The 14,429-nt window shown below is 34.7% G+C and carries 13 protein-coding genes and 1 riboswitch; of the genes, 5 read left to right on the top strand and 8 right to left on the bottom strand.

From position 1 onward, the window contains the following. Positions 1-41 precede the first annotated feature (41 nt). Entirely contained in the window at positions 42-602 is a 561-nt protein-coding gene (locus tag HMPREF3116_RS02895; RefSeq protein WP_070467701.1) for a GNAT family N-acetyltransferase, read from the bottom strand. A 450-nt stretch (positions 603-1,052) separates the two neighbouring features. Here HMPREF3116_RS02895 and HMPREF3116_RS02890 point away from each other — a divergent pair, with 450 nt between their 5' ends. From HMPREF3116_RS02890 to HMPREF3116_RS02880, 3 genes are all read left to right on the top strand, one after another. Continuing rightward, positions 1,053-2,087, top strand: a complete 1,035-nt coding sequence (locus tag HMPREF3116_RS02890) for a tyrosine-type recombinase/integrase (RefSeq protein ID WP_070467699.1) — start codon at positions 1,053-1,055, stop codon at positions 2,085-2,087. 860 nt (positions 2,088-2,947) lie between these two features. After that, positions 2,948-3,613, top strand: coding sequence for a SatD family protein (locus HMPREF3116_RS02885; protein WP_070467698.1), 666 nt, complete (start codon positions 2,948-2,950; stop codon positions 3,611-3,613). Next, entirely contained in the window at positions 3,600-4,319 is a 720-nt protein-coding gene (locus HMPREF3116_RS02880) for a DUF3307 domain-containing protein (RefSeq protein ID WP_168125770.1), read from the top strand. Before HMPREF3116_RS02885 ends, HMPREF3116_RS02880 begins: the two co-directional genes overlap by 14 nt. Before the next feature lie 354 nt (positions 4,320-4,673). Here HMPREF3116_RS02880 and HMPREF3116_RS02875 read toward each other — a convergent pair whose 3' ends face one another. Continuing rightward, a complete protein-coding gene (locus HMPREF3116_RS02875; protein WP_070467693.1) occupies positions 4,674-6,062 on the bottom strand; it encodes an MFS transporter in 1,389 nt (462 codons plus the stop codon). A gap of 373 nt (positions 6,063-6,435) precedes the next feature. Continuing rightward, positions 6,436-7,788 (bottom strand): D-serine ammonia-lyase, encoded by a 1,353-nt coding sequence (locus HMPREF3116_RS02870; RefSeq protein WP_070467687.1) that lies wholly within the window; start codon positions 7,786-7,788, stop codon positions 6,436-6,438. A gap of 270 nt (positions 7,789-8,058) precedes the next feature. Here HMPREF3116_RS02870 and HMPREF3116_RS02865 point away from each other — a divergent pair, with 270 nt between their 5' ends. Then, entirely contained in the window at positions 8,059-8,337 is a 279-nt protein-coding gene (locus tag HMPREF3116_RS02865; RefSeq protein ID WP_070467685.1) for a chorismate mutase, read from the top strand. Between the two features lie 133 nt (positions 8,338-8,470). Here HMPREF3116_RS02865 and HMPREF3116_RS02860 read toward each other — a convergent pair whose 3' ends face one another. From HMPREF3116_RS02860 to HMPREF3116_RS02840, 5 genes are all read right to left on the bottom strand, one after another. Continuing rightward, positions 8,471-9,637, bottom strand: a complete 1,167-nt coding sequence (locus tag HMPREF3116_RS02860) for a M20 family metallopeptidase (protein WP_083272737.1) — start codon at positions 9,635-9,637, stop codon at positions 8,471-8,473. Positions 9,638-9,654: 17 nt separating this feature from the next. Next, positions 9,655-11,070, bottom strand: a complete 1,416-nt coding sequence (locus HMPREF3116_RS02855; protein ID WP_070467683.1) for a YfcC family protein — start codon at positions 11,068-11,070, stop codon at positions 9,655-9,657. Between the two features lie 95 nt (positions 11,071-11,165). Continuing rightward, positions 11,166-11,316, bottom strand: a riboswitch (Lysine riboswitch). Between the two features lie 216 nt (positions 11,317-11,532). Continuing rightward, positions 11,533-12,450 carry an alpha/beta hydrolase gene (locus HMPREF3116_RS02850; protein ID WP_070467681.1) on the bottom strand — a complete coding sequence of 306 codons (918 nt, stop codon included), beginning with the start codon at positions 12,448-12,450 and terminating at the stop codon, positions 11,533-11,535. A gap of 103 nt (positions 12,451-12,553) precedes the next feature. Further along, on the bottom strand, positions 12,554-13,150 hold the full coding sequence (locus HMPREF3116_RS02845) for a nitroreductase family protein (protein WP_070467679.1): 597 nt from the start codon (positions 13,148-13,150) through the stop codon (positions 12,554-12,556). Positions 13,151-13,310: 160 nt separating this feature from the next. Continuing rightward, the gene (locus HMPREF3116_RS02840; protein ID WP_256365713.1) at positions 13,311-13,886 is read right to left on the bottom strand and encodes an amino acid ABC transporter ATP-binding protein; all 576 of its coding nucleotides are present in this window, start codon (positions 13,884-13,886) and stop codon (positions 13,311-13,313) included. Positions 13,887-14,088: 202 nt separating this feature from the next. Here HMPREF3116_RS02840 and HMPREF3116_RS02835 point away from each other — a divergent pair, with 202 nt between their 5' ends. Next, positions 14,089-14,388 (top strand): DUF4145 domain-containing protein, encoded by a 300-nt coding sequence (locus HMPREF3116_RS02835; RefSeq protein ID WP_246819031.1) that lies wholly within the window; start codon positions 14,089-14,091, stop codon positions 14,386-14,388. Positions 14,389-14,429 lie beyond the last annotated feature (41 nt).

Raw genomic sequence — 14,429 nt, 5'->3', positions numbered from 1 at the left:
AAAAAAACCAGAACGTGCGTTCTGGTTTTTTTCTATTTAATTTAATAAGTATTAAAAGGGCGTAGATTTTTTTCTAAATATATAACATCTAACCATTTGTTGAATTTATAGCCCATATTCCTACAGATACCGTATTGTTTAAATCCATGCTTTTCATGAAACTTTAGAGATGATTCATTCGTACCAGTTACTTGAGAAACTAATTTATAAATATCAGGATAATGATCAATAACTTCTTTTTCTAATGCGTTATATAGACGACTTCCAATACCTTTAGCTTGAATATGAGCATCTAAGTAGATCGTAAGCTCTTTAGATGGGGTATAACCTTCATACGCACCAGCATCACTAGTATAAGCGAAACCAATCACTTGGCCATCATAATCAGCAACTAAGAAGGGATTTATGCCTATACGTTCAGTTATCTGTTCTTCTTTTAAAGAAACGTCAGTTAGGGCGATCCTAAAAGAAATAGTTGTATTCTGAATGTAATAATTATAAATTGCAGTTAACTGCGCAGCGTCAGCTAATTCAGCAGGTCGTATAATTACTTGTTCAGTATCAACATCTATAGTATTTGTAGATTTTAAAGTATCTGTCATAGAGAATCTTCCTAACTTTTTTATTTTAGACTATGATATCATTAGATATTATTTGATGCCAATACAAAATAAAGCTGGTGAATGATCGGTAGAGGGTATCATAAAGTGGACATAGAGAACCATATTAAATAAACATTTAGCTTTAAATAATATATGTTATGTAAACTAAAGGGTAAAATAAATTACTATAATCAACCCAGCTATTTGATGTCTTTATATCTTGTTATCTATATGCTTATATGCTTGTATACTTGTTTATGAACTTCTTTTACTTACAAGACATACAACATGTATAAACTTATAACTTTATGTCTGAGCGCACAATGCAATGACCGCGCAATGTTTACAAGCAATTATAACTGCTATAGTTATATGAATTCTTAGCTCCTGTCTATGATTTAGAACATATGTTTGGTATAATGAAACATAGCATTTTAAGGAGTTTTGAATATGGATAACTACTTTGATAAAGAAGCTTTCTATGAACTATATACTGACTATCTATCACAGAAACAATACAATACGAAGGAAAGCTATCTTAAAAATATCAGACCATTCTTTATTTATCTTGAAAAACAAGAAATTACACATCCAACATACCATGATATCGAACGTTATTTTGATGATTTAATCAATCATCCAAGCAAAACCTATATCTTAATTAATAATATAGACTATGACGAGCTTTCTGAAGAACAACGTCGAGCACTAGACCAATTCCGTTATAAAGACCGCACTATTAAAACGTATCGCAACATGCTAAATCAATTCTTTAAGTGGTTAGAACGCGAAAATTTATATGAGAATATCGTTGCTAAAGCGAATAATAATATTCCAGTACCACACGGTCATGCTAAAGACGCACTAGACATTGAAGACGTTGAAAAGCTTTTAGCTTACCTTAAATCAACGGCAGATACATTAATTGGCAAACGTAACTACGCGCTTATTTTATTAGCTGTAACTACGGGACTTCGGACAGTCGAACTAAGTCGTGCAAACTTTGAGGATGTGCAACGCCGTGGCTTAAATACTGTTATTTATGTTCAAGGTAAAGGCCGACGAGAGAAAGATGAATTTGTTATTATACCGCGAAAAACAAAAGAAGTTATTCGTGAGTATACGCGTTTTCGTGAAGACCAAGCTATCATGATTAATACTGATTTGTCACCACTATTTGCTTCTCATGGCAATCGAAATAAAAGCGGACGTATGTCAGCTAGATCCATTTCTAGAGTCATAGCCAACGCTTATGAAGCTGTTGGGATACATTCATCTAAAATTACGCCACATTCACTTAGACATACTGCAGCAACACTTAGCTTAATCAACGGTGGCAATTTACGTGAAACTCAAAAAATGTTACGGCACTCCAGCGTTCGAACGACTGAAATATACGCACAAGACTTAAATGAAGATTTGAATACCTCCAGTCAGTTAATAGAAGATCTCATTGATCAATCAAGAATTCTTAAAGATTTATAAGTTTATGACGAGGATGCCTCTACTTAAACAAGATAATTAAAAGCCCCTACTTATGATGTATTTGGGGGCTACTATTTTAGATTTAAACGGAAAACGGGTTTAATAAAGCTAGGGTAAGTGTTTGCTATTTAAATACACTTCTATGTCCGCTAATTGCCCTTAGCGGACATAGACAATAGGTACATTTGCTTAAAGATTATTTATAATTTTTCTAATAAATCACCTAAATACTCAGCTAACGCTAACATACCAAATTTTTACGCAACCTTTCCTGAATCAGCGTTATAGTTCGCATTTGTGCTTGCACCATAGGCCTACTTTTATCCAACTTCTGTTTCGATAAATCGGACTGGTCAAGCTTGTATGTTTTCTCCTTTGAAGAAATTTCCAACTTTACCATATCTCCAAATGATCCACCACCCCACCAACAATTTGAAATTTATCTGGCGTAGATTGATCCAGCGCTTCATAAAACTTAGAAAATATTAGTCAGTAGACCAGTTAGGATAAAATACCCCAAAACTATACTAATTACAATACCCTATATTGACTCCGTGCTAATTTTACTCATCGCCACATTTTAAATAACATTTACCAATTGCTCTAAGGCTAATATCAGTCAAGTAGCTACTCAAAAGAATTAACTTATAGTTTTACTTTTGGTAACTAGCCCACCTTGGGCTTAAAATTAATTAATGTATTAGCGAACACTTGTAGTATGTTATCACCCTTTATTCCATATGAGGTTATTTATTATCGCAATGCATAAAGTTTCCTAAATAACGGACATTTATAATAATTTCCGTTTTAATGGCAATTTATATGATTTTTCTTTATAATGGAAAATAAGGAGGTGCCTTATGGATAAGAGCTACATAGCCATTATCGGTGACCTGATTGATTCTAAAAAAACTGCTCACCGAGCCCAATTACAAGAAAATTTAATTCAAAGTTTCTATGTCATTAATCAAAAATACGCACATATAATCGTTTCTAAACTAACAATCACTTTGGGAGATGAATTCCAAGTACTCATAAAACCAAATGAGCAGCTATTTCAATTTATCGATGATATCCAACGCTTAATTAACCACCCCATTCGCTTCGGGATAGGATATGGCAATATTTCTACTGAAATCAACCCAGAGATGAGTATAGGAGCAGACGGCTCTGCTTATTGGCACGCAAGAGCTGCTATTGAAGAGGTTGCTTCCAACAATTATAGTGGTAATTTAAGACAAGTATTCATTGGATTAGGAGAAAAAGATACTACCATTAATACGATACTATTGCTTACAGATACACTAAGATCAAGTTGGACGAGAAACCAGCTGGATGTTTTTAATGGTCTATTGGAGGAAGGAATCTATCAGCCAGTATTTAACCAAAGCGTGCTTGCTAAAAAGTTAAATCTATCGGCTTCAGCACTTAGCAAACGTCTAAACGCAGGTAATATAAAAATCTATTTGAAGGCTAAGGAAAATCTCATCAATATGATAGAGGAGGTGGATGATGTTCATTCATAATTCGATAACTACTCTCATATTAATCGCCCATTTTCTAGGTGATTATCATTTTCAAAGCGAATCATTATCTAAAGCTAAAAATAAACACTATCATGCGCTAGCTAAACATTTGGCTATCCACGGATTCTTATTATTGATTTCCTGGATACTCAGTTGGCAGATCAGCTTATTTGGGCTATTTTTAACCATATGGATGAGCCATGTCATTATAGACATTTTAAAAGTTACTATTCAGCGTAATTGGTCATTTAAAGCAAAACAACTGCCCTACATTTATCTCATTGATCAGTTACTACATATTGCCGCTATCTTAATCATTAGCCAATATCTTTTTCCAGCATCCGGTGAAATTAGTCTAGTTATACCAATATTGATTTTGAAATGGATGCTTCTAATTGTGTTAATCACTAAACCAGCAAATATCACTTTTAAAATACTCTTTAACCAATATCAAAACTACTCCAATCATCAAACAGAAACAGTCACTGTACCAGGAGCAGGCGCAATGATTGGTAACTTAGAACGGATCTTATCAGCTATCTTTCTTTCATTGAACGCCCTTTCTTCCATTGGTTTAATCTATACCGCTAAATCGATCGCGCGGTTTAAATTGATAGAAGAAAATCAAGGTTTTGCTGAATATTATTTAATTGGAACGCTTTATAGTATTCTCTTTGTCGTTACCGCTTACGCTTTAATCTTTTAGAAAATTCGTACAACTTCTTCATTTTTATGATACTGGTCACTTTAAAACACACATTTATCAACAAGATTTTACCGAGTTGTTATGGTAATTAACGAGATATCCCTAATAGAAAAGCAACTATTTAAGCAATTGTTTGAGACCTTACCCAAATTAACTAAAACACCGAACATTACCAACCAAGGCATATGTTCGGTGTTTAATTGCTTTAATTAGGCATTTATTTTAGGTAATGTAAGTTAATAAAAAAACGCTCTTAGATAAACAGATAGAAATGATCAGTTTACCTAAGAGAGTCAAATTAATAAGCAGTTTCATCATTGTTTAAGCAAAGACGTTAGTTTCTAATGAAACAAATTATTGGTTTTCACTTTCAATGATACGTGTATTTTCATTCACTTTTTGTTTATTCAATGGATACATGAATAGCAAAATTAATCCAGCAGCAAGAAGTAAGGCGCCAGGTAACAAGGTACCAACGTTATAAATACTGTTGGCTACTTCAGCAGTTTGTTGTTCAACGCCTGATTGGTAACCAATTGCTGTTAATAACGCACCCGCTAGGAAACCAGCAATTGCTTGTCCTACTTTACGTGTAAATGAATATACTGCGTAGATTGTTCCATCTTTACGTGTACCACGTTTAACGTAAAAATCATCAATGACATCTGTTACAAACGCATACATCGCCATCATATAGTACCCCATCACGATACCTGCAACAATAACTAAAATCGCAAATACTAATGGACTTTGGATTTTTAATACAAAGGCAATAAGATAAATCGCACCTGCACCAATTAAGGCGAAAGAACCTGCTTCCTTCTTACCAAATTTCTTAGTAATCGTACTTACAAATGGCGCAACTACTAAAGCACTTAGGGTCATACCCGCAGTCGCAATTGGCAAAATTCTCGTGTTTTGGAAGAAATCTAAATACGTATATTGTAATAATTGACCTAATGATATTAATCCAGCAAGCATAAACATTGTTGAGAACATCAAACCTAGGAAGCCTCGATCTTGGATTAATTCAAGTATATCTGTAAGCATCGCTTTTGCACTGAACTTATCACCTTGAGGTAATTCTACACGTTCCTCAACCATGCCGTAACATAATAAGTAGCATACAGCCGCTGCTAAACCTAAAGCAATAGCTAACCAAGTAAAGTTAGTTGCAAGTACTTTACCGTCTGCACTATAGGCAATTAACGGTACTACAAACCCTAAACTAAATTGGATCAATGTTGAACCAATTGAACGGAAAGTTGATAAATTCGCACGATCTTCAGCTTTGCCTGAAACCACAGATGCTAGTGATCCATAAGGAATGTTAATAGAAGTATAGAAAATTGATCCCCAAAGTAAATAAGTAATAAACATATAAATAACTTTAGCTGTTGGTGACCAATCCACAATGAAACTATTATACATCAAAGCGCTTGCAATTCCGACCGGAAAAGCCATTCTACGTAACCAAGGTTTAAACTTACCTACACGAGTAGTCATTGCATTATCGACAATAACCCCCATCCCAACATCTGTAAATGCATCAACTAGTCGTGCAATACCAAATAAAGTCCCTACGGTCGCTGGAGATACACCCATAACATTCGTATAAAATACCATAAAATAGTTTGATGCTAGGAAAAATGTTAAATCGTTACCGATATTCCCTATCATATAACCTAATTTGTCGCGCAAGCCGAAAGGACGACTTGTTTTTACTTTATTTTCTTGACTCATATTAATCCTCCACTTTTTTATTCAAATGATTTTTTTTGCAAATTTCACAATATAAAAATAATTAGTGCACTTATTTATATTTCATATTATACTGAATAAGAAATGAAATGTAAACGATTTATAATTAAAATTGCAAACTTATTTTCTTATATCATCATGAAAATGTGAGTTTTATCACATTATATATTACATACTTTATTTTTCGAAAAAATAAAATGACAAAATATACAACTTTAAGGAACCAAAGTTGTTTTTTAATTAATTATCCAAATAGAATTATTTTGCAATAATATATACTTTAAATAAAATTTATATAGAGAAAAAGAGTGACGAAGTTTTTAAACTCAGTCACTCTCTCTTTTTAGATCATTTATTATTGGTTAGCCTTTGCCTTCTCATAGAATAATTTTTGTTCATCTGCTGGAACCATAGATCCTCCAGTAGCCCATGCAATATGCGTCATATGATCAACCTTATCCATTAAATTATTATGGATTAAATAATTTTTACCGGCAGTCGTTGTAAACAATTTTTGCGGTCCCATTAATCCAGCCGTAGCAGCAGGTTCAACAAATATATCTTCAACATCTTTAAGGTCGGTTAATAGTCGGTTAGACTCTTCATCAGTTAAGGTGTAGCCACCATCAAAAATTCCTGACATCAACTTCGCAACAATTTGGGAGGTTCTTGGAACTGCTAAGCCATCCATCACTGTTAGCCCATCAATGCCAAAATCATATACTGAAATATCAGCAAATTTCTTAGTAATTAAACCAAGTAACATAGACGGTACATGAGTTGGTTGTGCAAAAAAACAGTGAACATTATCGCCATAAATTTGTTTTAAACCATAAGTAATACCTCCAGGACTACCGCCAACACCACATGGTAGGTACACCATTAGTGGATGATCTTCATCAACGATAATTTGTTGTTCTTTCAACTGGCGCTCTAATCTCGATGCAGCTGTTGTGTAACCCAAGAACAATTGAATGGAGTGTTCATCATCAATAAAATATGCATAAGGATCAGATAGTGCTGATTGTCTACCTTGGTCTACTGCTTCTGTAAAATTGGTTTTATGTTCAATTACTTGAACACCATGACTTCTAAGATAATCTTTCTTCCATTGTTTTGCTTCATGAGACATGTGAACTTGAACATTGAAACCTATTTTCGCTGACATTACACCTGAGGAAATACCAAGATTACCAGTCGTTCCAACTACTACAGTATATTGTTTAAAAAAATCTTGAAAAGCTTTTGTCGCAAATTTACCGTAGTCATCATCATAACCAGATAATAATTTTTCTTCAAATGCTAAGGCTTCTGCATGACGTAGGACTTCGTAAATGGCGCCGCGCGCTTTTATTGTACCTGCAATTGGTAGCAAATCATCCCGTTTAAGTAACATTTTTCCTGGAAAAGAAAAGTCATAATTATTTTCTAAGGTAGATTTGAATTGACCAATTTCAGAAATTGGTGATTCAATCAATCCATCAAGCGCTTCAGTATCTTCAAATACTGCTTTAATAAAAGGGGCAAAACGTTTCAAACGTGCTTCAGCATCTTTAATTTCAAGAACCGAGACATCTAATTGTCCTTTTAAATTTTTGAAAGGTATATGACTGTCATTTTCCCAAAAAACAGGTTTCCGGTTCCGAATATCACCCAATATTTTTTGATTTATTTGTTCTCTTGTTTCAGATATGGACTCTATTGACATATCTATCCACCTTTCATATAGTTTAATTTCAACTTAAAAAGTATAACGATATTTGAGGTCTGCGTCAACGGTTTTACCTTGCGAATATAGAACAGCATCGCGATTGCTTTTACTTTTCTTCTTATCTATAATGAATTAGACGAAACACTGTATAAACAACTATTTATTTAATATATATATAAATTTATAAATCGATAAAAATAGATATCATTTACCTATTAGAGATTACTATCAAATAACAAAATAAAAGATTTATTTAAGGAGAACGCTATGTTAGAGAAAGAACGTAAAGAAATCGACCGTATTGATAATGAGATTGTTCGATTATTTGAAAAAAGAACCAAAATGGTAGAACAAGTGGCTCAAGTAAAGTTAGCCAATAATAAAGAAATTCTTGATACTGATAGAGAGCAAGCTGTTATCGAAAAAGTTCAGGGGTACTTGGAGGATAAGCGTTTAAAAGAAGAACTCGCTGATCTATATACTGAAATTATGCGTATATCACGTGGTCATCAGAAGCGTTGGATGGCTGATCGTTCAGATTCATAAACTATAAATAATAATAAAAAGAGGCAGGGACAAAAATATCTCAGCCTCTTTTTATTATTAAATTCGGGTTTCAAAAGTCTGCATTTTGGTCCAGTACGTCAATTCTAAACGACTTTTGTCCCACCTTCTTTTACTATCTATTATGAAACTCTTCTTTAATTGCTTCAAGTAATTGGGGTTGTTCAATTACGTCAATACCTGTTCTAGCTAACGTTTCAACAACTTTCAGCATCATATCATAAGCAAATGGTGTTTGTGTACAGTCTCTAAATTCAGGTGTATGACCAATAACACGTTTGCCATCTGTAATTGAATAATATGAATGGATTGAAGGGACAACATGACTCACATCTCCCATATCAATTGAACCATTTTCCCCCACTTTTTCAGGCACCATGTCAATGCCTAGTTCTCCGGCATTTTTATTGTAAGCTTGAGATAAAGTTTCATTTGTAATCATATCTTTGTAGATATTTTCAAAATCTTTATGCTTCATTGTACAGCCACTAGCCAATGCAGCAGCCTCTGCACAATTGATAATTTTTTCAGATAATATATTCATATAAGGTGTATCTAGAGCACGTACATAGAATTCAGCTCTTGTATAATCTGGAATTACATTAGCTGCGTCTCCACCATGAGTTATAATGCCATGAACACGAGCAGATGGACGCATTTCTTGCCGTAGACTATTGATACTATTAAATAGGTTTATCATGGCATCTAAAGCATTAATACCTTCATCCGGTGCCTCAGCAGCATGAGCTGGTTTTCCAAAAAATTCAAAAGCAATTGGATGGATAGCCATGGAGGTACCAGACATAGTATTTTCATCTGAGGGATGGGTACACATAGCGACATCTACATCATCAAATACGCCACTATTGGCCATATCTACTTTAGTCCCAGTTGTCTCTTCTGCTGGCGTGCCTAAAACAACTACTCGCCCACCTATTTCATTGATGACTTTTGACAAAGCAATACCTGCCCCTGTATCAACCGTACCTAGCATATTATGTCCGCATCCATGACCAATCGATGGTAAAGCATCGTATTCAGACAAGTAGGCAATCGTAGGGCCAGCCTGACCTGAATCAAATGTTGCTCTAAAGGCTGTTTCAAACCCTGCGTACGGTGCTTCCACTGTAAAACCATGCTTTTCCAGCAATTCAATATGTGCTTTCGAAGATTTAAACTCTTGATGTCCTAATTCTGGGTTTGCAAAAATATAATCGCTTAACCCTCTTAAGTCATCCTCCAAGTTTGTAACTGCTTGGTGTAATCTTTCTTTTATAGTCATATATATTTCAATCCTTTCTAGAATGGACCATAACCCACAAAGTGAGCACCAATTAAGAATACCAAACCAATTAGAATGTAAATTACTAATAACGGCATAAACCATTTGAACCACTTGTTATATGGTATTTTAGCTAATGATAATTCGGCCATTAGGACACCTGAAGTTGGAATAATGGCATCCATAAAACCAGACCCTAATTGAAAGGCAAGTACAGCTGTCTGTCTTGTAACATTTAAAGAGTCAGCAATCGGTAACATTATTGGCATAGTCGCAGCAGCTTGACCTGAGCCTGATGGGATAAAGAAGTTAATTAGAATTTGGATAACGTACATTCCTACAGAACCCAAGACAGCTGGGAAAATATTGACTACTTGTACGAGATAGAAAATAATCGTGTCTAAAATCATCCCATTTTCCATCACGACTAAAATGCCACGAGCAAATACAATGGCTAAGACAGAGAATGTCATCTCGCTAGCTCCTGCAACGAACGTATCAGCTATTTTTCCAGTTGGTAATCCACCAATTAATGCGGATACCACTGCCATTGTAAAGAACATCGCCCCTAATTCATCAATAAACCAGCCAATTTGAAATACACCATAAATCATTATAGAAAAACCTAAAAGTAAAGCGAGTGTGATCCATTTGTGACGAGATGAAAATGCTGGTATTTCCTGTTCATTTAGATCTATATAGTCAGCTTGTGCTTTATCAGCAGCTTCTAAATCGGCAACATCACTTTTACTTGGATCAGCTTTAACTTTCTTTGCGTATCGCATAATAAAAATCGTTGTCACTGCCCAAAGAACAACAAATAAAACAATACGTAAACCAACACCGGAAAATAGAGGTAACTCAGCTAAAGCTTGGGCAACCCCTACAGAGAAAGGATTCATAAATCCAGCATTAAATCCGACAGCAGCACCAAGTATTAAAACAGCAATTCCTGTCATAGCATCATAGCCAAGCGCACGGGCTAAAGCAATACCGATTGGAATAAAAAGAATAATTTCTTCAGATAAACCTAGAGTTGCCCCTCCTAAACCAGTAACGAAGACTAAAATGGGAATAAAAATTTCTTCGCGGCCCTTTAAAGCACGAACTAAACGTCCCATTAAAGCTTCAAGGATCCCTGTTTCATTAATTAATTTAAAAGAACCACCAGTAATGAATAGGAAGAATACAATCGAACCAACCTCAATAAATGCTTGTGGTAGTGCTAAAACCAATTGGAAGGGATTTTGTGGACTTGATTCAATAAAATGAAATGAATCTGGTACCAATACCGTACGGTCATCAACAAGTGTTCGTTCAAACTCACCTGCAGGAATTATCCACGTTAATACCATCATGACGACCATGATCGCAAATAAAAGTACTAGTGCATTTGGCATTCGTAACTTTTTAGGAAATAATTTTGATTTCATAACAAAGCTCCTTTTTAAAATTAGAATAAAAAAATACCAAGGCAAGCAAAAGCTCGTCTTGGTATTGGTTGAATACAGAAATCACTTTTGCCCACAAAATAGAAAGCGCTCCTGGAAGGAATTGGGCATTCCTTTTTGGCAGTGATGCATTTTTTTAATACACCCCCAACAGTAAGTCATACTGTTTCGGCTAATAACCCTTTCTCCAAACGGATACTGATGTGATTAGCGGCCTCTCTCTATTTCGCATTTTTTCATGTAATTCTAATCTTAGGAAATAATAGGAACAATGTCAAGAAATTTTACAATCAATGTTACGGGCTACTGTGCCTTCATAATAAGAGTTCATATATTAAATTAACGCTATAAGGCATATATAATATTAAATTGCGCAGTTTTATGGGTTGCCATTACTGAATACTTTCCTTATTTACTTTTTTGCTTATAACTATATCCATAAACTCAATGTAAGACAATTTCTTTCAACCAATTTTCAGCTAATGGTAGCCATTGTGCTGCAGTCTTATTTATTTGATTTGGATATAAAGCTGATGATTCGTTAGCTACAGACAAACCATGTGGCCCTTTTTGAAAGATATGCATTTCAAATGGTATTTCATTTTCTTCTAAAGCTAAAGCAAAGGAAATTGAGTCGCGCACATTCACTACTTGGTCTTCTCTTGTTGCCCAAATAAAAGTTGGTGGGGTATCTGCATTAACCGTAGCTGGTATGGAGTATTGAGAAACTTCTTCTAGGGTTGGTTGTGGTTTCCCAAAACACGCGAGAGAAATAGCAGTCGCATAGGCTTGCACATTTGGATCTGGATTTTCTACATTTTTACCAAAATAGTAAGCAATATCTGTGAGTGCATACGATGAAATATTAAATGCAGGTTTCAACTGGTCCCCTGTTAAACTTGTTGCTTCTTGAATTACCGGTTTATTCCATACATTACTATACATCCCAGTATTATGTCCGCCCGCTGAAAAGCCGATTAAACCAATTTGATCGGTATTCACTTGCCACTCAGTTGCATGTTGATGAATTAACTCAAATACTTTGGCAGTTTCTTTTAGGGCATGCGGGAATAGAACTTCTTCTTTAACTGGAAAATGTTCTTCAGCTAAAATTTGATCAGTCGTCTTACCTTGACCGTAAACAGAATAGCGTAAGACAAAGGCATTAAATCCCATAGCGTTAAAAGCCATAGCTCCAGGTTCTGCCTCTCGGTCAGAACAATACATATAAGAACCACCCGGACAAATAATAATAGCTGGTCTCTTTCTGTTATCATTATTTGTTGTGAATGGGTCTAATAAATAAGTTGTTAAAGTGACATCATCTCTGTCTTCATATAATTTAATTACTTCGCTCCGCATATTGGACCTCCTAGTTTATGTTATGACTATTATAACATCGAACTTTTACCTTAAAAAAAGAAAAAGCCCGCCAAGTTGGCAAGCTTCTATAAAATGTCAATGATTAACGTTCAATCACTAATTCTGAACTAGCAATAGTTTCTTTATCAGCAGCTGGTGCTTCAATTGAACCAAATGGCATTTGGGCAATCAATTCCCAAGATTCAGAAAGATCTAATAATTCACGGATGCTACGATCGAATCCTTGTTCGTAGCCAATGTTGAAGTGTTGTAAGTTTGCACCTAAACCTAATTCAGTTAATGTTAACCAAGTGGTTAATTGTGCATTAGCAGATGCATGGTTTTTATAAATTAAACGACGTTCTTCATTAGCTGGGATACCTGATTCGACTGCGTCACGATCTTCAAAGAATAAAATTGTACCAACAGCATCACGTGCACCATCCATGATTGGTGTCATATAATTTAATGTTGCTTCATCTAATACATCTTTTTGAACATTTTTAACTAATTCCCAAAGTTTAACATTGTTTTCACCAGAAACCACTACAACACGAGTTGCTTGTGAGTTAAATGCACTTGGAACTTGTGGAATTACTTCATTCAAAGCAGCAGTCACATCTGCAGCAGTTACATCTGTATTAGCTCCAATAGCGTATTGAGAACGACGTTTAGTTAATAAGTCTTTAAAATCTGACATGTTTCATTTTACTCCTCCTAAATCCATTTTTATAATAAGTTCCAATTAGAACTATTTCTAGTTTACATGCTTACTTTTTAAAAGTCAATTAGTAAGTTCAATAATATACAACCTTATACTTTTAAATTATTAAAAGTTTTTTGTATGAATATTCAGTATTCTAGATCAAGTATTCATTTACCCCAATATACTCTTTTAGGAATTGCTTAGTTCTCTCTTCTTTAGGATTGGTGAATATTTCCTCCGGGCGACCTGATTCAACAACTACACCATCATTCATAAAGACAACCCGGTCCGCTACCTTACGGGCAAAATTCATTTCGTGTGTAACGATAACCAATGTCGTATGGCCTTTTGCCAATTGTTCAATTGTCTCAAGTACCTCATGAACTAGTTCAGGGTCTAATGCAGAGGTCGGCTCATCTAGTAAAATCGCTTTTGGTTGTACTGCAAGCGCTCGGGCAATACTTACCCGTTGCTGTTGACCTCCAGATAATGTAATCGGATATTGGTCTTTTTGATTGGATAAACCTACTTGTTTAAGTAATTTTTCAGCGAAAGCTTCCGCATCCGCTTTTTTCATTACATTATTTGAGATTAAAGATAAGGTAACATTTTCTAGGGCTGTCTTATTTCTAAATAAGTTATAGTGTTGAAATACCATGGCAGTTTGCTGTCTCAAAGCGAAAGCATCTTGTTTCTTAATATCTGGTGCTGTGACTTTAACATCATTGATTTCAATCGTACCGATAAATAAAACCTACAACAACATAAGTTTCAAAATATAACATTAAAATATATCAATACAACCAATGATTATAAATGCTTTCTATTCAAAACGCTAGTTTTTTGCTCATGATGATTGCAATTTAATATTTCATGCGCTATTTGTTATAATCGAGGTAAATATTTAGCAAATTGAAGGAGGTTATTTTACGATGACCAGTAACTATACAAGTGACATTTGGAAAGATCAACCTTATGCTTTAACTGTAGCCTTTATCAGCCACTTTAATGCCTTACATCAAACGATGAAAACTTTACTTGATAAGGATGATGCTAGCTTCTTCCAGTGTGTAGAAGAATTGGCTAAAACAAATCAGATCATTAAACGCAATCACCATTTTTTGGATCAAATTAGGCAACTGAGAAATTTATTAACACACCATAAGACAGATATCGATGTAAATTTAGCCTATCCTTCTGATGAAACAACTTTACAGAGACACAGTCAATGAGGCATATCGAACAACGGTATCACGTCTCTTCAAATACTGTA

It is taken from the genome of Aerococcus sp. HMSC10H05 (assembly GCF_001806975.1).
In the GTDB taxonomy this organism is placed as follows: domain Bacteria; phylum Bacillota; class Bacilli; order Lactobacillales; family Aerococcaceae; genus Aerococcus; species Aerococcus viridans_B.
This window is presented reverse-complemented; position numbering and strand designations above follow the sequence as displayed.

Coding starts and splice junctions, on each gene's coding strand:
- HMPREF3116_RS02870 (WP_070467687.1), bottom strand. CDS start 7,788: ATGTCAATAGAGTCCATATCTGAAACAAGAGAACAAATAAATCAAAAA.
- HMPREF3116_RS02845 (WP_070467679.1), bottom strand. CDS start 13,150: ATGTCAGATTTTAAAGACTTATTAACTAAACGTCGTTCTCAATACGCT.
- HMPREF3116_RS02855 (WP_070467683.1), bottom strand. CDS start 11,070: ATGAAATCAAAATTATTTCCTAAAAAGTTACGAATGCCAAATGCACTA.
- HMPREF3116_RS02865 (WP_070467685.1), top strand. CDS start 8,059: ATGTTAGAGAAAGAACGTAAAGAAATCGACCGTATTGATAATGAGATT.
- HMPREF3116_RS02885 (WP_070467698.1), top strand. CDS start 2,948: ATGGATAAGAGCTACATAGCCATTATCGGTGACCTGATTGATTCTAAA.
- HMPREF3116_RS02860 (WP_083272737.1), bottom strand. CDS start 9,637: ATGACTATAAAAGAAAGATTACACCAAGCAGTTACAAACTTGGAGGAT.
- HMPREF3116_RS02890 (WP_070467699.1), top strand. CDS start 1,053: ATGGATAACTACTTTGATAAAGAAGCTTTCTATGAACTATATACTGAC.
- HMPREF3116_RS02880 (WP_168125770.1), top strand. CDS start 3,600: ATGTTCATTCATAATTCGATAACTACTCTCATATTAATCGCCCATTTT.
- HMPREF3116_RS02835 (WP_246819031.1), top strand. CDS start 14,089: ATGACCAGTAACTATACAAGTGACATTTGGAAAGATCAACCTTATGCT.
- HMPREF3116_RS02875 (WP_070467693.1), bottom strand. CDS start 6,062: ATGAGTCAAGAAAATAAAGTAAAAACAAGTCGTCCTTTCGGCTTGCGC.
- HMPREF3116_RS02895 (WP_070467701.1), bottom strand. CDS start 602: ATGACAGATACTTTAAAATCTACAAATACTATAGATGTTGATACTGAA.
- HMPREF3116_RS02850 (WP_070467681.1), bottom strand. CDS start 12,450: ATGCGGAGCGAAGTAATTAAATTATATGAAGACAGAGATGATGTCACT.